Source organism: Chloroflexus islandicus (assembly GCF_001650695.1).
In the GTDB taxonomy this organism is placed as follows: domain Bacteria; phylum Chloroflexota; class Chloroflexia; order Chloroflexales; family Chloroflexaceae; genus Chloroflexus; species Chloroflexus islandicus.
The window spans coordinates 181,508-206,368 of sequence record NZ_LWQS01000049.1; the positions used below are offsets into that span (position 1 = coordinate 181,508).

Annotated in this window: 15 protein-coding genes; 7 read left to right on the top strand and 8 right to left on the bottom strand. The window is 60.5% G+C overall.

Annotated features, from left to right (window positions below):
• Positions 1-25 precede the first annotated feature (25 nt).
• The 3 genes from A6A03_RS09280 to A6A03_RS09290 are packed head-to-tail and all read right to left on the bottom strand — an operon-like array spanning position 26 to position 3,452.
• On the bottom strand, positions 26-1,222 hold the full coding sequence (locus A6A03_RS09280; RefSeq protein ID WP_066786827.1) for a glycosyltransferase family 2 protein: 1,197 nt from the start codon (positions 1,220-1,222) through the stop codon (positions 26-28).
• Complete coding sequence (locus A6A03_RS09285; RefSeq protein WP_066786834.1) at positions 1,219-2,331, bottom strand: glycosyltransferase family 4 protein; 1,113 nt, start codon at positions 2,329-2,331, stop codon at positions 1,219-1,221. Before A6A03_RS09285 ends, A6A03_RS09280 begins: the two co-directional genes overlap by 4 nt.
• Positions 2,328-3,452 (bottom strand): glycosyltransferase family 4 protein, encoded by a 1,125-nt coding sequence (locus A6A03_RS09290; RefSeq protein ID WP_066786839.1) that lies wholly within the window; start codon positions 3,450-3,452, stop codon positions 2,328-2,330. The genes A6A03_RS09285 and A6A03_RS09290 overlap by 4 nt, the downstream gene beginning before the upstream one ends.
• Before the next feature lie 222 nt (positions 3,453-3,674).
• Between A6A03_RS09290 and A6A03_RS09295 the strand changes: the two genes are divergently transcribed.
• On the top strand, positions 3,675-5,657 hold the full coding sequence (locus tag A6A03_RS09295; RefSeq protein ID WP_066786846.1) for an NHL repeat-containing protein: 1,983 nt from the start codon (positions 3,675-3,677) through the stop codon (positions 5,655-5,657).
• A 45-nt stretch (positions 5,658-5,702) separates the two neighbouring features.
• On the opposite strand, the gene hisF is transcribed toward A6A03_RS09295, so the two are convergent.
• The 3 genes from hisF to A6A03_RS09310 all read right to left on the bottom strand — a co-directional run bounded on the left by hisF (position 5,703) and on the right by A6A03_RS09310 (position 7,962).
• Entirely contained in the window at positions 5,703-6,482 is a 780-nt protein-coding gene (gene hisF / locus A6A03_RS09300; protein WP_066786849.1) for an imidazole glycerol phosphate synthase subunit HisF, read from the bottom strand.
• Positions 6,483-6,622: 140 nt separating this feature from the next.
• Complete coding sequence (locus tag A6A03_RS09305) at positions 6,623-7,411, bottom strand: YesL family protein (RefSeq protein ID WP_066786852.1); 789 nt, start codon at positions 7,409-7,411, stop codon at positions 6,623-6,625.
• A 50-nt stretch (positions 7,412-7,461) separates the two neighbouring features.
• Positions 7,462-7,962: a hypothetical protein gene (locus A6A03_RS09310; protein ID WP_066786860.1), complete on the bottom strand. Its 501-nt coding sequence runs from the start codon at positions 7,960-7,962 to the stop codon at positions 7,462-7,464.
• A 757-nt stretch (positions 7,963-8,719) separates the two neighbouring features.
• Here A6A03_RS09310 and tkt point away from each other — a divergent pair.
• Positions 8,720-10,732 (top strand): transketolase, encoded by a 2,013-nt coding sequence (gene tkt / locus A6A03_RS09315; RefSeq protein ID WP_066786863.1) that lies wholly within the window; start codon positions 8,720-8,722, stop codon positions 10,730-10,732.
• Between the two features lie 477 nt (positions 10,733-11,209).
• Positions 11,210-14,332: an HYR domain-containing protein gene (locus A6A03_RS09320; protein ID WP_066786870.1), complete on the top strand. Its 3,123-nt coding sequence runs from the start codon at positions 11,210-11,212 to the stop codon at positions 14,330-14,332.
• A gap of 353 nt (positions 14,333-14,685) precedes the next feature.
• On the opposite strand, the gene A6A03_RS09325 is transcribed toward A6A03_RS09320, so the two are convergent.
• Complete coding sequence (locus A6A03_RS09325) at positions 14,686-15,447, bottom strand: alpha/beta fold hydrolase (protein WP_066786873.1); 762 nt, start codon at positions 15,445-15,447, stop codon at positions 14,686-14,688.
• A gap of 242 nt (positions 15,448-15,689) precedes the next feature.
• On the opposite strand from A6A03_RS09325, the gene A6A03_RS09330 reads away from it, so the two are divergent.
• Genes A6A03_RS09330 through A6A03_RS09340 form a run of 3 tightly spaced genes read left to right on the top strand, consistent with a single transcriptional unit; the run spans position 15,690 to position 22,557 of the window.
• Positions 15,690-18,677, top strand: a complete 2,988-nt coding sequence (locus A6A03_RS09330; protein ID WP_066786880.1) for a COG1361 S-layer family protein — start codon at positions 15,690-15,692, stop codon at positions 18,675-18,677.
• A gap of 15 nt (positions 18,678-18,692) precedes the next feature.
• Positions 18,693-19,895, top strand: coding sequence for a DUF11 domain-containing protein (locus A6A03_RS09335; RefSeq protein WP_066786883.1), 1,203 nt, complete (start codon positions 18,693-18,695; stop codon positions 19,893-19,895).
• A 13-nt stretch (positions 19,896-19,908) separates the two neighbouring features.
• Positions 19,909-22,557, top strand: a complete 2,649-nt coding sequence (locus A6A03_RS09340; protein WP_066786885.1) for a C25 family cysteine peptidase — start codon at positions 19,909-19,911, stop codon at positions 22,555-22,557.
• 10 nt (positions 22,558-22,567) lie between these two features.
• On the opposite strand, the gene A6A03_RS09345 is transcribed toward A6A03_RS09340, so the two are convergent.
• The gene (locus A6A03_RS09345) at positions 22,568-23,704 is read right to left on the bottom strand and encodes an N-acetylmuramoyl-L-alanine amidase (protein WP_066786887.1); all 1,137 of its coding nucleotides are present in this window, start codon (positions 23,702-23,704) and stop codon (positions 22,568-22,570) included.
• A 121-nt stretch (positions 23,705-23,825) separates the two neighbouring features.
• On the opposite strand from A6A03_RS09345, the gene A6A03_RS09350 reads away from it, so the two are divergent.
• Positions 23,826-24,629, top strand: coding sequence for a [LysW]-aminoadipate kinase (locus tag A6A03_RS09350; protein ID WP_066786896.1), 804 nt, complete (start codon positions 23,826-23,828; stop codon positions 24,627-24,629).
• Positions 24,630-24,861: the final 232 nt, after the last annotated feature.

Consider the following 24,861-nt stretch of genomic DNA (forward strand, 5'->3'; position numbering starts at 1 on the left):
CCTACGGCTACACCGCCGTGTGTCCCTACGACCGGTTCCGCGCTGTGCGGATCCAATCACGTGGTTTGATGCCGAGTGCGAGCCGCGCATAGAGCCACAACTTCCACACAAGGAAAAATGGCGTAAATAGCAACGATCGGTATATCGGCCATGGTGCGCGGACGAGGATCAAGCCGCTGAGGATGTAGACGATCTGGCCGCCGAGGATGAAGCCGGCTAGCACTAGCGCCGCCGGATCGCGTAAAGCGACTGCGGCGAGTGCAATCAGTATGCTCGCGCCGGTCACTACCGAGAAGGGCGGGATGAGTTGTTCGATAGCGGCGTCGATCAAGAGAAAACTACGCCGCCGGATCCCTTCACGCAGCAAGATTGGCACATAGTGCCGCACCATCTCCATCCGTCCTCGCTCCCACCGCTCGTTTTGGCTTTGCGCTGCGCGCAGGCTGTCAGGCATCTCGGCCCACACCACCGCGTCAGGCGCGAACATTGCCCGTTCGCCGGCCAAAATCAAGGCCATGTGGTACTCTATGTCTTCAGTGAGCGAGGCCGTCCAGCGGTGGCGACGCACAATCTCGGCGGCAAAGACCATGCCGTTTCCCTTCAACCCGGTCGAACCTCCCAGCACCATCCGGCCCAACGGGCGCAAATAATGGAGCACGATCAGCGCCACTGCTCGAATCCCCGCGCTCCATGCGTCTTCGGGCTGGCGCACCGTGTAGTAGGCTTGAATTACCCGCTCGCCACGGGCAAGGCGAGCATCCATCACTCGTAGGAAATTGGCGGAGACGACCGAATCAGCGTCGAGGATGACAATCGCGTCATACAGTTCATTGCGCTGCCAGATCTGTTGTAACAGCCATTCTAGCGCATACCCTTTGCCGCGCAGCGTTTGGTCGAAGCGTTCGTATACATGCGCGCCATGGGCCGTGGCCACGGCGGCCGTGCGATCCGTGCAGTTGTCAGCGACCACGTGGATGCTATACAGCTCACGCGGATAATCGAGTTGATTGAGGTTTGCCAGCAAATCGGGCAGGAGCCGCTCTTCGTTGTGGGCCGGAATCATGATTGCAAAGCGGGTGGTTGGTTGATCACGCACCGGTGTGACGCGGCGGGCAAAAAAGGCAGCAACGGTCAGCAGCAGGAGATAGGCAATTATCAGCGCCAGCGCGCTGCCCGCGATCCAGTAGCAGATTGTCAGCAGCAACCACACGAACGACATCATAACCCTGCCCTTTGCTTGGTGGTAGAGGTCTCAATCCCTGCTTCGGCCAGTGTCTCGTACAACAGATCGGTTAGGCGAGCCGCATAATGGTCAAGATTCATCCGCTCTTCAACCAACCGGCGACCCGCTCGTCCCATCCGTGCGGCGGTTTCTGGTTCGGCTAGCAGCCGTTCGATCGCGGCGCGCAACGCGACCGGATCTCGGGGCGGCACGTACAACCCGCTCTCGCCGTCGACAAGCACATCGGTCTGGCCGGGAGTGCGAGTGCAAATCACGGCGCGCTCCATTGCCATCGACTCAAGGATGGCAGTCACGCCAGCTTGAAACTCCACCGGTTCCAGCGGCATCACCAAAAACCGGCTGTCGCTGTAGAGTTGGCGTAGTTCGTATTGGCTAAACTTCTGCACACGCACATTGGGCGGAATGGCCTGACCTCGCGTGCTATCGCGTTGTTTCGACCACGGACTGGCTGCGGCGACGACTACGTCAGCATTGAGACCGGTGACGGCGCGTAACAATGTTGGGTAATCACGCCGTTCGAGCCCTACGGCGCAGATCTGGGGTCGTGGCGTGGGGCGAGGCGGTGCATGGCGCAGGTGAAAGAACTGGTCATCAACCATAAATGGCGTGAAAGGCGCCCGCTGCGGCGGTAGCTTCCAACGGCTGGTAATAAACTGTTGTTGCCATGTCGAATAGACCACAAAGCGGTCAATATGGCTATGGACGCCAAACCGGTCGAGAAAGACCATCTTCTTGGGCACCGACAGGATATGCACAATCATCAGGTGGCGCGGTCGCCGATTGGGGCTAAAAAACTTGAGCAATGCCGCTAGCGGCAACCCAACCTGCTCGCCATCGGTAAAGATAGCCTGATAGTGATGGCGGCGGGTAAAACAGGCCCATGCCAGCATCAAATTTGGCCCGCCCAATTTCTCAAATAGGCGACCAACGACGCCGCTGGTGGCGCGGGCGATGCGGTAATCGAGCAGATCCGCACCGAAGTGACGGGCTAGCTCAAGGTAATCGGCGCGCGGGCGGCGTCCGGCTGCAATCTGTTGTTCAAGATCGGGAGGAATCACTCCCGAAACGGTGAGCAAAACATGATTCACGCCGGAATCCTCTCTTGCATGCGAGTAAGCTCAATTTCATCTTTGATCACATCAAGTAGCCGGCCAGCATTACGGCCTGCGTCATAATGCCGGATGACATGGGCTTGCGCCTGTTCGCCGAAGTGAAGTCGCTCGTCAGGACGCGTGACCAAACGGCGTAACGCTTCGGTTAGCGCAGCTTGATCTCCAGCAGGAATGAGTAGACCGGTCTCGCCATCACGCACGATTTCAGGAATAGCGGCCACGCGAGTGCTGATGGCAGGCAAGCCGGCTGCGGCCGCTTCCGACAATACCATCGGCAGGCAGTCACCAAACGTTGGGAGGGCAAAGATGTCAGCTTGATAGTAGAGCGCTTTAAGCGGTGCGCTGTTCGGTTGCATGCCGTGGTAGACAAAGACCCCTTCTTCCGCTGGCACGTGATCTTTTGTCACCAGATGCAGCTCAACGCCGAGCGGGCGGAGAGCGCGGAAGGATTCGAGCAGCAGTAAGCCGCCTTTTCGTTCCAAATCGGCCCCCACGAAGAGAATCTTCACCGGGCCGTCGTGCCGTGTGCGTGGAGTGGGGCGTTGCCACTCATACACATTCACGCCGGGCGGAATGACGGTAATCTTATCTGCCGGCACGCCGTAGCCCTCGATCAGCCCCTCTTTGGCCCACTGGCTCCATGTGACTAGATGGCGCGCCAGACAAAAGCAGCGCCGGTTGAGCCGCCACTTGAGCTGTTCGAGCCATTGCGGACCAGACTCATGCTGGTAATAGGGGCCGAGCTGGTCGTATTGCAAGGGTGTGGCGTCCAGCGAAACAATGCTGGGGTAACGGCGGAGCCAATCGGGGGTTAACACCGCCGGCACCTGCGTGTGAAAAAAGAGGGCATCGATGGTCACGTATTTGACCAGCCGGCGTAGCGAATGGCGAGTGCGCAAACCAGCGCGCACTGTCCAGTTGCTTTTGTAAATCGGTATTTTTGCCGCGATCCCGCTTGTCTCGAACGGGATCAGTGCCCAGTGTGGCCGCACATCAGGATCGCGCCGGACGTTTGTCTGCAAGTTTTTGGCATGCGTGACGTGGCCAAGAGCTTGCTCAAGCACAAAACCAATGTTGTACAACGCTGAGCCATTCATCTTGATTGCCTGCCGAATCTAGAGAAGCTGTCTCGCTGGAACGAAAACCTGCCTGCCTGTAACGTTGAGTATAGCGAATGAGCATAACCTTAACGTTAATCTGATGCTCGATCGGGTTGCAATGTTGTCATACCGCTTGGCACGGTGCTGAACCATGCATCTGCCGGTATGTGGTATATCTACAGGTGCAATAATGATGGTCTGATGGCAAAAGGAACCGGCATGCGTTTACCTGTGCTGATCGCATTCCTGCTCACCAGTCTGATCGCGGCTTGTGCCGCGCCGCCGCCGCCAACACCGGCGCCGGTGACGCCTAGCCCGACGGCAGTCGTGCTGAATGAAGTGATGTTTACTGAACTCGGTGTACGGTTGCTCTTGCCGGATGGGTGGCAGAGCCGGGTGGAAGGCAGTGCGTTGCGCATTGCGCCTGATGCGGCGGCCCTTGCGACCAGTGTGATCAACGCGCCGGTGATTGCGCTCGATACGACGCCATTGGCGGCGCTGACCGCCCAATATGGCCCGGCGGCGGCTAACCCAGAGACGGTGTTTGAGCTGGCGAGCAGTGCGATCCAGTCGGCTGGCTATACGATTGCGCCTACCCAAGCGGTGCAGATCGGCGCGACCCAAGGGTTGGCTGCCGATCTCAGCGGCCCGGCCAGCGCTGGCCGGTTGTGGGTGTTGGTTGATGGGATGCGGGTGGTGCGGGTGTTGGCCCAAGCGGCAGCCGCCGACTGGGAAGCTGAACAACCGATCATTGAACGGATTGTGGCGTCGCTAGAGGTGTTGCCGTTGCCTACCCCTACCCCAACGCCGGTTGATGTGGCTGCCCAGCCGCAAATTGTGCGTTCAGGGCCGCCGGGGTTTGTGTTGCGGCTGGGTGGCCGCAGCGGCCCGGCCAATAGCCGGTTTGTCGCCGTGCGCGGGTTGGCAGCAGCGCCCGATGGCACCCTCTACCTCGCCGAAAGCGGGCGCGGAATTTGGGTTTTTGCCCCTGATGGCACGCTGCGCACCACTTTCGGCGCCGATGAATTGCTTGATGCTTACGATGTTGCGCTTGGCCCGAACGGCGATCTCTACGTCGCCGATTACGGGCGCAACGCGATTGTCCGCTTCAGCGCCGATGGCGCGTTCCGTGGCCGGTGGGGCGGCCACGGCGATGCCCCCGACCAGTTTGGCCTGTCGGCGCCGCAACGGATCGCCGTCGGCGCGGACGGCAGCGTGTACGCGCTTGACACCCGTCCCGGCCCCGATGGGTTAGCCGCTAGCAGCATTGTCCGCTTTAGCGCCGAAGGCCGTTTGCTGGAACGGATTGCCTTGCCGCCCGATCTGGCGCCGGCAGATGTGGTGGTGGATCGCAGCGGTGCGATCTATCTGGCCGAGAGTTTTGCCGGCGCAATCGTCAAATTGGCCCCTGATGGCAGTGTGCTGGCCCGTTGGGGTGATCCGGCTAATCCTGCCCAATTGGCTGCGCCGGTGCTCGATATTGATCGCGCCGGATATCTCTACCTCGCCACCTATGCCGGCACGATCCTGCGCCTTGCCCCTGACGGCACGATTGTGGCTCGCGGCGGTGCGCCGGCTGCTCCCGGCAGCATCCCCAACCCCGGCGAGTTGAGCTTGCCCAACGGGATTGTAGCCGCTCCCGGCGGTGTCGTCTGGGTAAGTGACAATAGCGGCGAATACAGTGCGGTGACAGCGTTCCGCTTGCAAACCGACGCCGATGCGCTAGCGACAACGATCGCGCTCACGCCGGTTGCGGAAGCGCCGCCGAGCGAGACGGTGCAGCAGTGGGTGGCGTCAGCTACGGCCAGCAGCTTCTACGCACCCGATTACGATCCGAGCGGCGTGGTCGGGCCGCCTGATGTGCCAGAGTGCCAAGACAGTCCTAATGCGTGGGCGCCGGCTACTCCCGGCAGCCGCGAGACGCTGACTGTCTCCTTTGCCGATCCGGTCTTTGCCACCGGCCTGATCATCTACCAGAACCACCAACCCGGCTCCATTACGCTGGTCGAACTGATTGACGAACAGGGCACAGCCAAGGTGGTCTACCGCGCCGAGCCGGCCCCGGCGCCTGAGTGCCCGTTTGCGCTCACGATCGCGGTTGAGCAGACCCTCACCCGGATCGTTGGGGCACGGATCACGCTTGATCAGCGCGATGGCAGTTGGAGCGAGATCGATGCCGTGGCGTTAATCGGCGTACCGTAATACCGTAGGGACATTGCAGCGCAATGTCCCTGCGCCGCAATGTCCCTACGACCGCCGCACCGGCACGCCGTGTTCGGCCAAATAGTGCTTGACATCGGCAACCGAATAGTCGCCGAAGTGGAAGATCGAGGCTGCCAGTACCGCGTCAGCGCCGCCTTCAACAATCCCACGGTACATATCGTGCGGCGAGCCAACCCCGCCCGATGCAATCACCGGCACCGGCGAGATGGCGGTGATCGCTTGGAGCAGTTCGAGATCGTAACCAGTGCGCGCGCCGTCGGCATCCATACTGTTAATGCAGATTTCACCCGCGCCGAGATCGATCCCGCGCTTGATCCACTCGATCGCGTCGAGGCCGGTCGGGCGCGGGTTAGCGCCGGTGTGGGTAAAGACCTCCCACCGCGGCGGTTCGCCGGGTGCGTTCACTCGCTTGGCATCGACCGACAGCACAATGCACTGGCTGCCGAACCGCCGCGCGCCTTCGGCAATCAGGTTCGGATTGTAGACCGCCGCCGTATTCAGGCTCACCTTATCGGCCCCGGCCCGCAGCATCCGGTACATGTCCTCAACACTGCGCAAGCCGCCGCCAACCGTCAGCGGGATAAACACCTCGGCGGCGGTGCGCTCGACCACGTCCACCATAATCGCCCGCTCGTCGCTCGAGGCGGTAATATCGTAAAAGACCAGTTCATCGGCGCCGGCGGCATTGTAAGCCGCCGCCAACGCCACCGGATCACCGGCGTCGCGGTGGTTGAGGAATTTGACCCCCTTTACCACTCGCCCAGCCTTCACATCAAGACAAGGAATAATCCGTCGCGTTAACATACCATCGCCTTCGTAGGTGTGCGCCCATTCATACTTGCATCACCGGCAGCGCATCATAACATTAACAACCCTTTGCGCGCTTTGCGTTCTCTGCGCCTTTGCGTTAAAACCCTTTGCGCCTCTGCTCCCTCTGCGCCTGATCACTTAGGCCGCACCTGCCCGCGCCGGCCCCGCTCCTCCGCTGGCGGCGCCGCTTCAGCCGCCGCCGCTTCTTTTTGGGCCTGTGCTTCATCAATCAGAAACTGGGTGGCCCGCGTACTCCACAATGCCAACAGCGCAACGGCAAAGAGCAAGAAAGGCACCACCAGCACCACACTGCTCAGAATCAAGATGAACCCCATCAGCAGCATGGTTACAAGCGTATAGACGGGCCGGCTGACAATCATCACCAGCGCATTGCGCGCAATCTGCTTCAGCGAAGGCCGTTCCATCAACACCATCAGCGGAAAAGCGTAGATAATCAGCGCCGACCAGAGCATAAAGAGGTAGAGGAAAAAACCGATCAGCACCCCGCCCAAGATACCGGGAACGCCGGCATAGAAAGCCAGATTCCACAAAATCAACACCAACCCGGCCATCCACACCCCGTACAGCCGCCATGCTGGCACAGCGTAAGCCCGCATCCCGGCGAAAAAGTCGCTGAGTTTGCTGGCCCGCCCCTCCATAATTCGCTTGCTCAGCACATACAAACCGGCAAAGGCAGGGGCCGCCGGTATGACTCCCACCAGCGCCGCTGCTGCCGCTGGCAGCGCCGCATTGCTCACCATAGCGACATAGGCAATGCTAAACAGCGGCACGCTCATCGCTGCCCACAGAATATTGGCCAGCGTGAGCAGCAGAAATTCGTCGAACAAATCGCGTAAGGCGCCCCACAGCACACGGAAGGGCGCGGTTACAGCGGATGGATTGAAGAAACGAGGTTGGTTCATCACGTTGGTATTATACGCGAAACAGATAGCGTTTCTAGGTGATAGCTCACCTACGGCGCATCTTCCGCCCACAACACGATCACGCGCCGATCATCCAGCGCAAATAGACCATGGTCAAAGGGCGCGTCGCTTAGCGAGCGCCAGCCGATCACTTCATTGCCCTGCACGTCATAGATCGCAAACTCGCCGCTCACCGCGCCGTTGGTAAAGTAGCGCGCCTGAGGCCCCACCAGCGCCAATACCCTACCGGCCAATTCGCTCGCCTGCGCTGCTGGTACAATCTCGTCAGGGTAGGCGAGATCGTGGGCAATGATGTGCGTAGCAATCTTCACCGCAATCCGCCGCGGCACCTCGATCCAGTGCGGCCCCAGCGGTTGAAAGTCGAGTTCGCGCGCCGCAGCATCTAACGCCTCGTGTGGTGTTTGCGGTGCGCGCGTAAGCCGGAACGCCGCGCCGGTGAGCGGGTAGCTCTGCGCGCGCGCTGTCTCAATTGCGACCCACAAGCCTTCAATTGCCGGATCAGTTTCAAGTATCAGGAAAGGTTCGGCCATAACGCCTCGTTGGTGCGTGAGTATGATGGCTCTATCATAACAAATGTAGCCGGAAGCGTCGCACAATGCAATGAGGCGAACAGACCCTCACCCCCAGCCCCTCTCTCGCGTTGCGGGAGAGGGGCGCTGCTGCGTTCCACGCCCGCCATGCCTTGCCCGCCACTCCGGCAGCTCCCCCGCTCCCGCCGTCAGGTGGGAGAGGGGTGTGGGGGGTGAGGGCAGCCCGCGTAGCGGGCTTCGTAACCCAAAGCCCGGCCCTTTAGGGCCGGGTACCGGACAGATGTTCTGTCCGCCCTTGAACGCAACGCTGGAGCGGGACGCTGCTGCGTTTCACTCCCGCCATGCCTTGCCCGCCACTCCGGCGGTTCCCCCGCTCCCGCCGTCAGGTGGGAGCGGGGTGTGGGGGGTGGGGGCAGCAGCCCTCGCCGCGGGCTTCGTACCCCTAGCCCGGCCCTTCAGGGCCGGGTTCCTTGCCCGCCACTCCGGCAGCTCCCCCGCTCCCGCCGTCAGGTGGGAGCGGGGTGTGGGGGGTGAGGGCAGCCCGCGCAGCGGGCTTCGTAAGAGTAGCCCGGCCCTTTAGGGCCGGGTTCCTTGCCCCCGCGCAGCATGCTTTGCAAACATAGCAGCGCCGGCGCAGGCTACGATCGTCTCGTCGCTGTTCATGCAGCGTTGCATCCAAGCAGTGGTATGATGAACCACAGAGTGGTGAGCTCGCGCCGGCGATCAGCGACGGCGCACCGACAGGAGATGTTGCCTCATGAATGAACCCGTGACAACCACCATCGACCAGTTGTGCGCCAACGCCATTCGCGCGCTGGCCATCGACGCCGTCCAACAAGCCAACAGCGGCCACCCCGGTATGCCGCTTGGCATGGCCGATGCCGCCTACGTGCTCTGGACCCGCTTTCTCAAGCATAATCCCGCTGACCCCAACTGGCCGAACCGCGACCGGTTCGTGTTGTCGGCAGGGCACGGCTCGATGTTGCTCTACGCTTTGCTCCATCTCACCGGGTATGATCTGCCGATGGATGAACTGAAACAGTTCCGGCAGTGGGGGAGTCGCACTCCCGGCCATCCTGAATACCACGAGACACCGGGGGTTGAGATGACCACCGGCCCGCTTGGGCAGGGGATTGCCACGGCGGTGGGTATGGCAATTGCTGAGCGTTGGTTGGCGACCAAGTTTAACCGTACTGGGTTTCCGGTTGTTGATCACTATACCTACGTTATTGCCAGCGATGGCGACCTGATGGAAGGCATCTCGCACGAAGCGGCCAGCTTAGCCGGCCATCTGCATCTGGGCAAGTTGATCGTGCTCTACGACAGTAACGATATTTCGCTGGTTGGGCCGACCAAACTGGCGTGGAGCGAGAACGTGGCCGAGCGGTTTACCGCTTACGGGTGGCAAGTGTTGTACGCCGATGGCCACAATATGTCATCGGTGGCCTTGGCCTTGGCCGAAGCGATCGCTGATGGCGAGCGGCCCTCGCTAATCATCACCCGCACGGTGATCGGGTACGCAAGCCCGCGCGCCGGCAGTCACAAAGCCCACGGCGAGCCGCTCGGCGTCGAGGGGGTGCGCTTGACCAAAGCGGCGCTCGGTTGGCCGCAAGAGCCGGCCTTCTATGTGCCTGATGAGGTCTACGACCACATGCAGTTGGCGGTTGAAGTCGGCGAGGTGCGCCAGCGCGAATGGGAGGCGATGCTGCGCCGCTATCGCGCTTCGTACCCCGAACTGGCCGCCGAATGGGACCTCTTGCAAGCGGGTGGCTTGCCCGACGGCTGGGAAGCGGCGCTGCCGGTTTTTGCTCCTGATCCGAAGGCCAAAGGTACCCGTACCGCTTCCGGTGCGGTCTTGCAGGCATTGGCCCCGATCATGCCCGGTTTGCTCGGTGGTTCGGCTGACCTGCACACTTCGGATTTCACCTATCTGGAAGGACTGGGCTCGATCAGCGGCGACAATTTTCACGCGCGCAACCTGCACTTTGGCGTCCGTGAGCACGCGATGGGTGCGATCCTCAACGGGATGGCGCTGCACGGCGGTATCATTCCCTATGGCGGCACCTTCCTTGTGTTCAGCGACTATATGCGCCCGTCCATCCGGCTGGCGGCGTTGATGGGGTTGCGCGTCATTTACGTCTTTACCCACGATAGCATTGGCGTTGGTGAAGATGGCCCCACCCACCAGCCGGTCGAGCATCTGGTATCGTTGCGCGCCATTCCCAACCTGCTGGTAGTGCGTCCGGGAGATGCCAACGAGGTAGCGATGGCATGGCGCTTGGCTCTCCAGCGTACCACTGGCCCCACCGCGCTGATCCTCTCGCGCCAGAACGTGCCGACCCTCGACCGTACCCAGCTCGGCGCTGCCGATGGCGTCTTACGCGGTGGGTATGTCTTGCGCGCCGCCGATCCGGCCCAAGCGATCATTATTGCTACCGGCTCGGAAGTGCAAATTGCGTTGGCTGCGGCGGATCAATTGGCGCATGAGGGCATTGCTGTACAGGTAGTCAGCATGCCTTGCCGCGAGCTGTTCGATCAGCAAGAGCAAGCCTACCGCGATCGCGTGTTGCCCCCGTCAATCAAAGCGCGGGTTGCTATCGAGGCCGGGCGAACACTGGGTTGGGAACGCTATGTTGGCTGTGACGGTGCGATCATTGGCGTCGATCGCTTCGGCGCTTCCGCGCCGTTCCAGCGCCTCTACACCGAATTTGGCCTGACTGCCGAGCGGGTTGCGGCGGCGGTGAAAGAGCAGCTTGACCAGCGCCAGTAAGGAGTACATGCAGCGCCGATGGAGTGCGGCAGTATGGTTGCCGCACGGCAGGCCCTCTGCGACCTATTCTGGAGTGCGGCAGTCACACTGCCGCACTCTATTGTTGCGGGTACGTCTGTCCGTCCAAATCCGCAGCACGCTGCGATCAGCTTTTGGCAACAGATTATCAGACCGCATCAGCGTGTGAGCACCGATTGAGCTAACGGTTGCGGCTAAGCTGCTATAGCAGTTTGGCGTTGCTTATGCGTTGTTATCGCTCTCTGCCGGCGAGCGGCGGGTCGGCGTGCATCTGTCGCACGTTGCGGCTAACCTCATTCTCCCTCCGCTTAACTTTTTTGTCACCTTTGTGGTACGCATTTATTCATTGCTGCCACATTCTCACTTGTTATGCTCGTCATTGAGCTTTCCCTCTCCCATCATCATCACGCTCACCCATTGTTTGTTGCCAATGGACACAATGTAACACGAGGAGTAGCTATGCGTCTATGGCGGTTCATGATTGCCGTGCTAGCAATCAGTTTGGTGATGGGCAGTATGCCGGTGGTGAGCAGTGCCCGCACTCTGATCACACCGGAAGCAGCAGCCGGTATTGCGCTCAACAGCGTGGTTGGCGATAATGATGAGCGCATCAGTTTTGCTGCGCCGGCCCTTGATGCGTTCGAGCCGGATGTGGCCTACAACCCGGTGACGAATCAGTACCTTGTTGTGTACGCTCGCCAGCGCGCCGGCGGTGGTACGAATGAGTTCGAGATTTACGGCCAGTTTGTCGATGCCGCTACCGGGGCTTTGGTTGCCCCCTCTGCGTCTGGCGCCGAAGTGAGCGGAACGGCGTTTCGGATCAGTCGCAATGGCAATGATCGACTTACTGATCCGTTTGATGCATATAGTCCGGCTGTGAGTTACAGCGCGCGCGATAACGTCTTTCTGGTCGCATGGACGGCTGACAATACTAATCCACTAATCGATTGCAACAATCCCAATTCTGACCGGGCCGGTTATCGCGCCGGCGGCGCGTTTGAGATTTATGTGCAAGTAGTGGCTGCCGATGGCGATCTTTTGATCCGTGACGCATGCGGCAATCCAGAGGATGATCGCATTTCAGAAATTAACGTTGGGTTCTATCGCACGAATTTCGGCGGACGGAATCCGGATTGGGACGCCTTTTCGCCCGATGTTGCCTACAATAGCCAGAACGGTGAATTTCTGATCTGCTGGTCGGATGATCGAGCGAATAGCTTTCTCTCACAACCCTTTGCCGAGCAAGGGGGTGAATTCGAGATTCGCTGCCAGCGTTTCTCGCTTGATCCCCATCCTACCCGTCCCTTTATCGGCCAGATTGGTCCCAATGACTTTCTCGTGAGCCGCGCCGGTTTTGTCACTACAGTTGCTAGCGAGCGTCCTAACTACGATGCGGTGACTCCAGCGATTGCCTACAACAGTGTCGATAACCAATGGTTTGTGGTCTGGTCAGCCGATAATAACTCCAGCGGCGTCGAAGATGGCGAGTTCGAGATTTACGGGCAGGTGCTGGCTGCTGATGGCACGCAGGCCCACCTCTTGCCCGGCATCGGCAGTAACTATCGCGACGACCACCGGATCAGCCAAGTGGGTGAGACGACAGGTTGCGCGAATGCCAATTGTGATGCCTATCGTCCGGCTGTTGCCCACAATCCTGATCGCAATCAGTATCTGGTAGTGTGGTTTGGCGATAACACTAATGGTTTTGAAGAGGTGTATGCCAGTCTCCGGCAACCTACCGGCGCCGGTACGAGCGTCAGCGGGCAACGGGTCAGTTTTAGCTCCAATGGCGTTGATAATCGCTTCAAGGGCCTCGATGTCGATGTGGCGTATGATGCCTTCAACCGCGAGTGGCTGGTGGTTTGGCGTGGCGATCCTACCGTGAATGATCGCTTCGAGATCTATGGCCAGCGGTTTAATGCCGATACCGATGGCAGCGCGCCGTTGGCCCAAGTTGGCGGCGGCAACTTCCTGATCGGCAGTACGCCAGCGCTGGCGCCGAACGCATTTCAAGCCAGCACAAGCGGCTTAGCTCGCCCGCTGCCTGCTGGTGAAGCGGAAATCGCCAGCTCGACCAACTTCAATCCGGTCAACTGGCACCGGGTTTCGCCGCGGGTCGCTGCTACTGGCGCCGGTCGCTTTATGACGGTCTGGGCCGGCTATCTCAACGGCGTCGCCGCTGATCGCCAGTTTGAAGTCTTTGGCCGCCGCCTCAGCTTTGTGCCGCCAACGGTGCAATCAGTTGTGCGCAGTGATGGGGCCACGGGTGTGCCGTTGAACAATGGTGATCTTGTCAATAGCCCGATCAATGATCTGAGTCTTACCTTTGCCGAACTGCTGCGCAATGGCGATAATCCGGCCAATTATCGCCTCGTAACTGGCGTCGCTGCCGCTTGTGCGAGCGCTTCCGGCAGTTTGATCAACCAAGCGCTGGTCAATGGCGCTACCACTACGATCATTCCAACCACCCAACCTTTGCCCGATGGCCAATACACCTTGATCGCCTGCGCTAATCTGACGAGCGTTAGCGGCATCGCGCTGGGAAGCGATGTGGCGGTTACTTTCACAATCGATACCACCCCGCCAACGCTCGAACTACCCGCCGATCAAACAGCCGAGGCGACTGGTCCTAATGGCGCGATTGTCAATTTCGCGGCTAGCGCCACCGATGCTATCGCCGGTGATGTGCCAATCGACTGTACGCCAGCGAGCGGCAGCCTCTTCCCGCTCGGTGCGACGACCGTGACCTGTACCGCGACCGATACCGCCGGCAATACGGCCAGCGACAGTTTTACGGTGACGGTCGTGGATACGACGGCCCCTAACCTGACGCTATCCGGCAACCTAACCCGCGAGGCGACTAGCTCCGGCGGGGCAACGGTGACGTTCGCGGCCAGCGCCGCCGATGCGGTGTCGGGAAGTGTGCCGGTAACATGCGTGCCGGCGAGCGGCAGCCTCTTCCCGCTCGGTGTGACGACCGTGACCTGTACCGCGACCGATACCGCCGGCAATACGGCCAGCGACAGTTTTACGGTGACGGTCGTGGATACGACGGCCCCTAACCTGACGCTATCCGGCAACCTAACCCGCGAGGCGACTAGCCCCGGCGGGGCAACGGTAACATTCTCGGCCAGCGCCGCCGATGCGGTGTCGGGGAGCGTGCCGGTGAACTGCGTGCCGGCGAGCGGCAGCCTCTTCCCGCTCGGTGTGACCACAGTAACTTGTACTGCGACCGATGCCGCCGGTAACTCGGCCAGCGGCAGTTTTACGGTGACGGTCGTGGATACGACAGCTCCTACCCTGACGCTGCCCGGCAACCTGACTCGCGAGGCAACCGGCCCCGGCGGGGCAACGGTAACATTCTCGGCGAGCGCCGCCGATGCGGTGTCGGGGAGCGTGCCGGTAACGTGCGTGCCGGCGAGCGGCAGCCCCTTCCCGCTCGGCGTGACGACCGTGACCTGCACGGCAACCGATGCTGCCGGCAATACGGCCAGTGGTAGTTTTACCGTGACCATCACACCGTCTAGCGCACCGCCAGTCGTGCCAAGCTATAGTCTCTTTGTGCCGATGATTGCGCGCTAGCGTTAGCGTATCCGTAACGTAACCGCTCTCACCATGTCATTGCGAGGGTGCGGAGGCCTCCAGCATCGGGGGAGGCCTCCGGCCCGCAGCAATCTCCTGCGAGCGTGTATGGCAAGGCCTGCTAGTGACTGGCCGCTGAGGTGTTCAATCAGGTGCAGGTATGCTGCTGGCGAGTGAACTGTGTGTACGGTGTATTCGCACAGGTGCGAGCGAGCGGCCACGCTTGCAACTGGTTGCTCCTATGATGCGACAAAGCTGCGCCAATGTGCGCGCGGGCATTCGCGTTGATCGCATGTGCCTCACTGCTCGCGCACAGCGCTATGAGGGTATGCCATCTTTAGTTCACTTTGGAGTTAGGCCTTTGGCGCCAGCAGCCCGTGTTCAGCCAAAAATCGCCCGACCCGCGCCCGAAATGCATCAGGATTGCGCCATGCAATCAAATGACCTGCCTCCGGTTCATACACAATGCGCGCACCGCGAATGCCAACCGCAACTGCGCGGGCCTGTTCGTCGGGCACGAACGGATCCTTCCCGCCGTGAAAGATGATGGTCGGAACCTTGATCTGATCAAGACACGGCGTTACTAACGCCTCTTGCGCTGCCAATTGCTCGATCACCGACTCGACGCCAGCATTCAGAATCGGCCACCAATCGGCGCCGTGCTGGCCGGCCATATAACGGTGCCAGCTTGGTGACATACTAGCGGTCGCATTGCGGTGCGCCTGATACGTGGCTGCTGTCACGCGGGCAAAGACGCCATCAAGGATGAGAGCGGCGATCAGATCAGGTCGAAGGCAAACCGCATTGAGCGCGCTAATTCCACCTGCGCTCATGCCAAAGACGGGTACTGGCGCATGAAACAGACCAGCTAGCGCATCAGCAACCGCTTCTCCCTGTATCGCAAAATAGCGAGTGGTGAAGAGATCAGGCGGACGCGCCGATCCGCCGTGGCCGAGCAGGTCAAATGAATAGACAGTAAATTCATCGGCGAAGCGCTGCGCGAGACGCACCTGCGTTGTCGCGCTATAGGTGTTGCCATGGATTAACACCAATGGCATGCCGTGGCCGGCAATGAGATAGTGAAGCGCTCCGTGGCGTGTGGCAATTGTTGGCACTGTTGTTGCTCCGTATCGTTGGAATTGTTACGAACAATAGTTGTCATGTTTGAGACATTACAGTTACGTCATAATGTAAAAGTTAATTTTTGGTAGTACTATAGTCCTGCTTAAACATAGCCCAAAAAGTATTGGCAATGTAGCCAATCTATGCTATAATTCGGTCAGCATTTACGTTTATGCGTTGTCGAACCTTCCCCTAGATCACACACTCTTCGGGGCACGGTAAGGGAGAAATCACTATGCAACGTCGTATTACCATCGTGTTGCTGCTCATCTGGGCAGTTGCATTAGCTCTGCCTATGCTGGCGTACCGCATTGCTAGCGCCGTTGAATTGCCACCTGCCGGTTCGCCATTCTACATCCAAACCTCCAGTTCAACCCGCACCTTATCTATCGGTGACTGGTATACCAATCCAGCCGGTGGCAATGGCTACCACTACTTTACTCTCCACGTGCCCTGCAACTGGAATCCCAACATCCCCGTGCATATTGATCTGTTTCATCCTGATCTGAACAGCACTGCGGGCGGTGGGGTCACCGATGAATTTGGCGGCACGATCAACGCCTCGTACACAACCACATTTGAAGTCTATGCGGTAGGCACGCCGCTGAATCCGCCAACCCAACCAGCGCCGGGTGCGGCTGGTTCGTTGATCCAGCAGACGTATAATCCTAACACGATTGGGCCGCAATGGACACGGTTGTACACGATTGCTGCGCCGGTGACGTGTGGCGCGTATATTTTGCGCACCCAAACTGGCGGCAATGCCGATAATAGCTGGCGGGTGCGTTTCGGCACTGATGATGATAACAATCCCGCTACCCCTCCTCCGGCCAATTATGACAACCCTGATGGGATTGAAGGTACCGGTGATGAATTGCTGATTGGGTTGGCTAGCACCTCGTATCAACATGACAGCACTACTGTCCAATGTCTCACGTTGTACCAGTATATTACACCCGGCCAAGCCAGTGTTACGTTCAATAACTTTGATATGGACGGGCAAACGCGCATTCGGTATTATGCCCCCAGCGCCGCCTACGATCCGAATGCCTTGACTGGTGGCATTGTGGGAACGCTTTCCGCCAATGCGGTGTGGAATAATGGCACTGCGATGGTTCGTGGCGGTGATACGATTACCAATCCAGAACCGGGTTGGTGGCGGATTGTAACCTGCATTAATCGCAATAACCAATTTATTCAAGAGGGTCAAGCAAGCCTTCTCTCCTTCATCGAATTGCCGCCTGAGCCTGATATGACCATCGCCAAAAACGATGGCGTTTCAGTCACGGCTCCCGGCCAGACCTTGACCTACCAAATTCAGTTTTCCAATCAATCCAACCTGACGCGTGTGCCGCCGAATGCGCGCCCCGGCGCGGCCTTCAACGTGGTGATTACCGATGCCATCCCCGCCCAGACGTCGTTCGTCGGATGTAGCATGAATGGGTTGAATGGTTCGTGCAGCGAGAGTGGCGGCGTGGTGACATTTACGCTGACTGATCCCGTCATTGCTGGTGCGAGTGGGACGGTATTAGTGACAGTGCAGGTCAATGCCGGCGCCGCTGGTTCGATTACCAATACCGCGACGCTGAATTATCGCGATCAATTGGGCAACCAGTATCCGCCAGTGTCAGCTTCTGATACGAATACGATACCACCCCAACCCTTGCTGCAACTGAGCAAGAGCGATGGTTCCACGGTGACGGCACCGGGGCAGACGTTGACTTACACCTTGGCGTTTACCAATACCGGGGTGGGAGAGGCGCGGAATGTGACGTTGGCCGATACGCTGCCAGCCGGGGTGAGTTATCAGAGCTGCTCGCTCGGCAGCCTCGCGGGGAGCTGTAGCGAGAGCGGCGGCCTCGTGACGTTTACGCTGACCAACCCGGTCGCGCCGGGGGCGAGCGGGAGCGTGAGTATCACCGTGCTGGTGACGGCGAGCGGGCCGGCGACGCTGACCAATACGGCGGTGCTGAACTACACCGATAGCGCCGGCCAGAGCTTGCCGCCGGTGTCGGCGAGCGATAGCACCGTGGTGCCGGCCCAACCCTTAATGGCGCTGAGCAAGAGCGATGGTTCCACGGTGACGGCACCGGGGCAGACGTTGACTTACACCTTGGCGTTTACCAATACCGGGGTGGGAGAGGCGCGGAATGTGACGTTGGCCGATACGCTGCCAGCCGGGGTGAGTTATCAGAGCTGCTCGCTCGGCAGCCTCGCGGGGAGCTGTAGCGAGAGCGGCGGCCTCGTGACGTTTACGCTGACCAACCCGGTCGCGCCGGGGGCGAGCGGGAGCGTGAGTATCACCGTGCTGGTGACGGCGAGCGGGCCGGCGACGCTGACCAATACGGCGGTGCTGAACTACACCGATAGCGCCGGCCAGAGCTTGCCGCCGGTGTCGGCGTCTGATTCGACGGTCATTCCTGATAATGCTGCCGTGCGCCTTACCAAGAGCGCCGCGATCGTCGTCGATGGCAATAACGATGGCTTGGCCGGTTCCGGTGATGTGATCGAGTATACCTTGATCTTGACCAATACTGGCCCAGCGGTGGCCCGGCAGCTCGTGGTTTCTGATACGCCTGATGCCAACACAACCCTCGTGACCGGCAGCGTGACCGCAACACCGCCGGCAGTCGTGACGCAGGGGAATAGTGCTGGTGATACTGCCGTGCAAGTAACGCTCTCGTCGCTGGGTGTGAATGCCAGTCTCACCATCACCTTCCGGGTGCAGGTGAACACACCGCTGCCGAATAATGTTACCGAAATCGTGAATCAGGCAACGGTGAGCGGCGACAATACACTAACCACCTCGAGCGACGATCCCACCACCACTACGCCTGATGACCCGACCCGCCTGCGCACGCCGCCACCCGACTCTCCGCCTACGGCGATTGAGTTGACTGAGTTCCGGCTGCTTCCGGTTACAGGGGGTTGGGAAATTCGCTGGACAACTGGCGTTGAGGTGAACACGAGTATCTTTATGATTTATCGCTCAACTGGCGGGCGCGATAAAGCGTCGTTGTTGGCGGTGATCCCTGCTCGTGGTAGTGCAAGCAATGGTGCTAGTTACAGTGTGATCGATCGTCACGTGCTAGCTGGGGTTGCTTATTCCTACTGGTTGGTGGAAATCGAGACCAATGGGGCGCAACATGAGTACGGCCCGTTACAGTCGCATGGTACGATAAGCCAACAGCACCAATACTTCATTCCGCTGATTGGGCGATAAGGGAGTAACACAATCATGAGACACGTTGTCTGGCGAATGTTGCCAATCGTGCTAGGAGGGGCTTTATTACTCATAGCGTTGTTGTCGTCGCCGCCGGTGATGGTTGGCGCTATGCCGCCGTTGAATATTACCGAAACAAGCACTGCCGAACCGCCAACTCGTACGCCGACGAACACGCCGGTGGTTCCACCAACCAACACGCCGACGAACACGCCGGTGGTTCCACCAACCAACACGCCGACGAATACGCCGGTAGTTCCACCAACCAACACACCGGTAGTTCCGCCAACTAGCACGCCAGTGATCCCACCGACGGATACGCCCACTCCGGCTGTGCCGCCCGACTCGCCCGGTGCGCGCCCTGATCTGGTGCTGAATAAGTCGGTTTCTCCTGCTGTGGCCCGCGTTGGCGATCAAGTTGTGTATACGCTGACCCTCAGCAATGCTGGTGGCGCGCCTGCGGTTGATGTCACGATCGATGATCCGTTGCCGGCCTTTTTGCGCCTGATCGATGCAAGCGCTTCCAGTGGCGCTGCCCAAATCGCCGGTAATCGCGTGACGGTTGTCGTGCCGGTAGTGGCGCCGGGTGAGGTAGTGACCATTACGATTCGCGCTGAAGTAGTGGCCGAACCGTTGCCGCCGGATAATCGCAACGTGGCGGTGGCGCGCTCAGGGACAACCGAGATTACCACCGACAACAATACTAGCAGCGCAACGGTGTTGCCGCCGGTGCCCGATCTGACCCTTGCGAAGTCAGTATCGCCGGCTGTGGCGCGTATTGGCGATCAAGTGGTCTATACCCTGACGATCGGAAATATCGGTGGCGCGCCGGCAACCGATATTACCCTTACCGATACGTTGCCGTCATCATTACGCTTGCTTGGTGTGACGACCACTGCTGGTACTGCCAGTGCTAGCGGCAATCAGGTAACGGTCGCTGCGCCATCGCTCGCTCCCGGCGAGACGATTGTCGTACAGGTGACAGCCCAAGTGGTGGCGCCGCTCGTTGCGCCGAATAATGTGAATACTGCTAGCGTTCGCACGAGCGATCGCGAGATTACCACCGATAATAATGCGAGTAGCGTAACCCTTGGCTCGCCGCCGGTCTCCTTGCCGCAAACCGCTGGCAATCCGGTTCGCCCGTTCCTGAGCTTGATCGGGTTGGCGCTGGTTATCATTGGCTTGGGCACGTTGTTGCAACGGCGCTCGTATCGTTAGGAATTGAGCTCGAATGCGGCGCTTTCTGCTCTTCTTTCTTGCCTTGGCCGCTCTGCTTGCCTCGGCTGCGCCGGTGACGCTGGCGCAGCCGGTTGCCGGCTTGCTGTTGCAACCAGTTTCCGGCGGGGTCGAGGTGCGCTGGCAATTGGCCAGTGCGCGCGAACCGCAGCGGTTTCTGCTCTACCTAGCCGATAGTGCGCCGGCAGCGCCGGTCATCCGCGTGTTGCGCGATCAGCCATTGGCTGAACCGTTGCCGGCGCCGTCACTGCCGGCGCTGGAAGTAGATGGCGAACTCCGCTTGCCGTTGCCAGCGTTTGTGCCCGCTCCGCCTTCGGCGCCGCTCCGCTTGATTGGCGAAGGTTCTCACCGCGGTGTTCGCACGGCGCTCTACGAGATTGCTCCTCAATATCTGGCCGGGGACGAACCGCGCTTGGCGTTGAGCCTGACGGCTTTTATCGCCGGCGCGTCGCTGACGCCGGTTAGCAGCGCTCCTGCTGCTCAGCTCGCCAGCGTGCCTGCGCCTGATCCGCTCGCTGAGCGCGACGCATGGACGATTGATGTCGCTGCTGAAGGCATCCAGCAGATCAGTGCCGATGCTTTGCGCGCACTCGGTCTTGATCTAAATGAGGTACCGCCTCATCGCTTGCGTCTCCAACGGGCCGGTCTGACCTTCCCATTGGAGGCGGTCACGAGTGGCGCAACGGTGACAGCTCTTCGCTTTTACGCGCCTCCTCCCGGCGATCGCTGGTCGGCGACCGACCGCTATTGGCTGACGGTCGAACCAACCGCAACCTCGTTGATGGCGACGCGCGTTGCACAGCCGCAAACCGGCGATCAGCCGGCTGCCATTCGCATCACCGGTAGCTGGCCATCCGATCCGCCAACCATCTACGAGCCAGCATTGGCCGGGTTCGATGGCGATCGCTTCTTTAGCCGCCAGCTCAATGCCGTGGCCGGTGCCCCGGTGAGCGCCACCATGACGCTGGCCGCTCCTTTACCGTTTGCCGCCAGCGGCCAGATGACGGTTACGCTTGAATTGGCGACACTGGTCAAACATAGCGGCAACCACCGGCTTCACCTCACGACTGCCGGCGGCTGGAGTACTACCATTACGTGGAGCGGCTCAGGCATGCATCGCGCCACTGTAACGCTGCCGGCGGCAGTGAGTGTTCTCACCCTCACCCTCGATCCGGTGGCCGGGATCGATCGCGTCTATCTTGATCGCATCCTCTTTGATGCGCCGGCACAAGCGGCTTTTTCTGCGCCGGGAGCCATCTTTCGGGGCCAAGCCGGTCGTTTCAAGTATTCGTTAAGTGGTGCTGCTGCCGGCGCAGCCGTCTACGACATCACCAATCCGCAGCAGCCGGTGCGCCTAACCTTCAGTGGCCCGGCGTTTGCCGATGATGCGCCGGCACCGCGCCGTTATCTGGTCACTGGCGCCGCTACGCTCCATACCCCGGCAGTTGCTCGCCATCAACCGGTTGATCTAGCCACGCCGCGCAATGCTCGTGCTATCTACATTGCACCGCGCGCCTTTGTGCCGGCGCTCGAACCGCTGCTGGCTCGCCGGCAGACGCAGGGGTGGGCGCCGCTTGCGCTGGCAGTGGAAGATATCTTTACCGGTTGGAGCGGCGGCGAGCCGGATCCGGCCGCGATACGCCAGTTTCTGCGGTATGCGACAGCGACATGGCCTACCAAGCCGGAAGCGGTTATCTTGGTTGGTGATGGCAGTTCCGATCCGCGTAATTATCTCGGTCACGGCTGGCCAAGCCTGATTCCGCCCTATCTGGCCGACGTCGATCCGTGGCTGGGTGAAACGGCCTGTGAGACCTGTTTTGCCCAACTAGATGGCGATGATCCGCTGGCCGAGAGCCTCTTCCAGCCTGATCTGTGGATCGGGCGCTTGCCGGTGAAGACCGTCGACGAATTGCGCGCGCTGGTCGCCAAGTTGCTTGCGTATGAGCAGAGCAGCGGCGCGTGGCAGCGCCATGCGGTCTATCTGGCCGATAACCCCGATACTGCCGGTGATTTTGCCGCGTTGCTCGATGAAGCGATTGCGCTCCAGCCGGCCCAAACTAGCACCACTCGCGTCTATTACGATCCGGCTGGGCCAGCCGGGCGGGTGGCTGATCCGGTAGCGGCCCGTGAGCAAGCCTTTGCCGCCTTCAACCAAGGTGCGGGTTTGCTCGTCTATGCTGGGCATGGGTTGCAGTTTCAGTGGGCTTTTACCCAAGTGGGGATGACCGATCCATTTCTGCTGAATGTGGATACGGCGACCGATTTGCGCAACGTGCTGGCGCTGCCGGTGGTGCTGAGCATGACCTGCCTCACCGGCGCGTTCCAACATCCCTCGTTTCGTGGTACGACGATCGATGAAGCGCTCGTGCTGAATCCTGCCGGCGGCGCGATTGCCACGTGGAGTTCGAGCGGGTTTGGCGTGGCTTATGGCCATCGCCAGTTGTTGCTTGGCTTTGTAGCGGCGCTGTGGGATGGCGAACCCCAACCACTGCTTGGCCGGCTTATCGCTGCCGGTTATGCCAATCTCGCCGCCAACGGCACAGCCCGCGAGTCGCTGAACACGTTCTTGTTGTTAGGCGATCCGCTCACGCCAGTCGCTGCTCGCCCGTTGTATCAGGTGAATGTACCGGTCGTCCAGCGGTAAGGCGCATCCTTTACGGATTCGTGCCCGGTGGTTCGGCGGGCGGCGGCGCTGGGTTGTCGTTGGCTGTCGCCGGGCGGGTCTGCTCGACCCGCACCCACCCCACGTACCGCGCATCACCGGCCCGCACCATCGCTTCGTACCACTCGCCTGCCTGATTGAAGACAAAGACGCGGCTATCAGCCGGTACACGTGCCACCAGTCGCGCCGTCTCGGCTGGCCCGGCCCGCACTGCCGTCTCAGCGTTGGTGTAGAAGATGGGCCATTCGGGTGGCAACAACGCCGCGCCATCGTTCGGATCGCGCTGTTTGAGGTAGCGCAGAATCCCTTCGGCAATTCCGCGCGCCGCCAGATCGGGCCGGGCCACAATAATTTCGCGGTCGGCAGCATTGGTCAAAAATCCCGTTTCGACAATGATTGCCGGCGTGGTACGGGCGATCGCGTGCGTATGGCGGCGGTAATTAAAGGCATAATAGCCGCGCATATTGATGGTGATACCGTTGCGATCCTCTGGCAGGCCGGTGATCACGCCATACGTGGCGGCGACTGCTTCCATCAGCGCGCGGCTCGCCGCCGATGTCCGCCACGGCGTGGCGATCTTCCATCCCCGCGCTCCTTCCACCGATCCATCGGCATGGATCGCCACAAACGCATCGGCGTCATACGCCGGTGGTACGGTGGCCGGTAGCAGATCAACCTCCACTCCCGCCGCGACCAGTATGTCGCGGACACGCACCGCAATTGCTTCGTTCACCTGCGCTTCCGTGATCCCATTCCAGCGCGCTCCCGTCGAGGTGCGCAAGTGGGCCTGTTCCTCAGGCAGTTCGTGCGAACGCAAGTGCCCGATCTGGAGGCCCACGCGCGGCGGTGTGCCGGGCGGGCGCGGCGTTGGGGTTGGTGGCGCGCTTGGGGTCGCGGTTGGCGTTGGCGGCGCTGGTTCCGCCGCTGCATCACTCATTGGTGGCGGCGCCGCTTGCGCCACCCGCGCTGGTGTTGCCGTTGGCGAGGGCGGCTGGGTTGGCGAGGGCAGCGGTAGCGGCGTCGCCGCCGGCGTGCTAGCGGCCTCGCGTTCCGTCGTTCCTGCTGGTGCGGGCGCACACGCAGCTAGGATGAAGAAGTGAAGTAGAATAAGGCAAGTTATCAATCGCATACGACTATCATACCATTTCTGCGGCGATAGTTGTTAGAGAAATTGCTGAGAAATCCGGTACTGCGGCGTATCCGCGCTATGCGTTCCATGCGATGCCTGCGGCAATAAGGAGGAAGCTGCTATGTTAGTGGTGAAGGTGGGTGGCAGCGCCGGCAACGACTACGACGCGCTTTGCGACGATGTGGCGGCGCGCTGGCAAGCCGGCGAGCGGCTAGTACTCGTTCACGGCGGCTCGGATCAGACCAATCGCTTGGCCGAAGCGCTCGGCCATCCACCGCGGTTTGTTACCTCGCCGGGCGGCCATACCAGCCGTTATACCGACCGGCGCACGCTCGAAATCTTTTTGATGGCAACCGCCGGTCTAATCAATAAACAGTTGGTTGAACGGTTGCAGATGCGCGGGGTGATGGCGTTGGGCTTGAGCGGCCTCGATGGCCGGTTACTGGAAGGCAAACGGAAATCAACCATCAGAGTGATCGAGCAGGGTCGCCAGATGATCTTGCGCGATGATTGGACTGGGACGATCGAGCAGGTGAATGCGCCGCTCTTGCGTATGCTGCTCGATGCCGGCTATCTGCCGGTGGTAGCGCCGATTGCCTGTTCCACCGCTGGCGAAGCGGTCAATGTCGATGGCGATCGCGCCGCTGCTGCCATCGCCGCCGCCCTCGGTGCGCAGACGCTGATCCTGCTCTCGAATGTGCCCGGCCTACTGCGCACCTTCCCTGATGAGGCATCCCTAATCTCCCACATCCCGCGTACCGAGCTTGAAGCCAACATGGACTATGCCGCCGGGCGGATGAAGAAGAAATTGCTCGGCGCGCAAGAGGCGTTGGCCGGCGGGGTGCAGCGCGTCATTCTGGCCGATGCCCGGATTCCCGCCTGCATCAGCCATGCGCTGGCCGGTGGTGGCACCCATATCGCCTAAGCCTTCTGGAGTGCGGCAGTCTCACTGCCGCGCGCTTGTGGAGTGCGGCAGTCTCACTGCCGCACTCCACTGGATCGATGCCCATTGCTACCATCACCTGCTTAGCCGAGGCTCAAACCGCTCCCCTCTCCCGCGCCAGCGGGGGAGGGGCAAGGGGCTTTCGGGGGTAGGTTTTTGAGGTGAGCCAGCCTACCTCGTATCATGGTATGGAGAGAGCAATTCCACCATGATT

What these genes read in the sequence shown, in the direction of transcription:
- A6A03_RS09280 (WP_066786827.1), bottom strand. Translation starts at nt 1,222, where the DNA reads ATGATGTCGTTCGTGTGGTTGCTGCTGACAATCTGCTACTGGATCGCG.
- A6A03_RS09290 (WP_066786839.1), bottom strand. Translation starts at nt 3,452, where the DNA reads ATGAATGGCTCAGCGTTGTACAACATTGGTTTTGTGCTTGAGCAAGCT.
- A6A03_RS09295 (WP_066786846.1), top strand. Translation starts at nt 3,675, where the DNA reads ATGCGTTTACCTGTGCTGATCGCATTCCTGCTCACCAGTCTGATCGCG.
- hisF (WP_066786849.1), bottom strand. Translation starts at nt 6,482, where the DNA reads ATGTTAACGCGACGGATTATTCCTTGTCTTGATGTGAAGGCTGGGCGA.
- A6A03_RS09305 (WP_066786852.1), bottom strand. Translation starts at nt 7,411, where the DNA reads ATGAACCAACCTCGTTTCTTCAATCCATCCGCTGTAACCGCGCCCTTC.
- A6A03_RS09310 (WP_066786860.1), bottom strand. Translation starts at nt 7,962, where the DNA reads ATGGCCGAACCTTTCCTGATACTTGAAACTGATCCGGCAATTGAAGGC.
- tkt (WP_066786863.1), top strand. Translation starts at nt 8,720, where the DNA reads ATGAATGAACCCGTGACAACCACCATCGACCAGTTGTGCGCCAACGCC.
- A6A03_RS09320 (WP_066786870.1), top strand. Translation starts at nt 11,210, where the DNA reads ATGCGTCTATGGCGGTTCATGATTGCCGTGCTAGCAATCAGTTTGGTG.
- A6A03_RS09330 (WP_066786880.1), top strand. Translation starts at nt 15,690, where the DNA reads ATGCAACGTCGTATTACCATCGTGTTGCTGCTCATCTGGGCAGTTGCA.
- A6A03_RS09335 (WP_066786883.1), top strand. Translation starts at nt 18,693, where the DNA reads ATGAGACACGTTGTCTGGCGAATGTTGCCAATCGTGCTAGGAGGGGCT.
- A6A03_RS09340 (WP_066786885.1), top strand. Translation starts at nt 19,909, where the DNA reads ATGCGGCGCTTTCTGCTCTTCTTTCTTGCCTTGGCCGCTCTGCTTGCC.
- A6A03_RS09345 (WP_066786887.1), bottom strand. Translation starts at nt 23,704, where the DNA reads ATGCGATTGATAACTTGCCTTATTCTACTTCACTTCTTCATCCTAGCT.
- A6A03_RS09350 (WP_066786896.1), top strand. Translation starts at nt 23,826, where the DNA reads ATGTTAGTGGTGAAGGTGGGTGGCAGCGCCGGCAACGACTACGACGCG.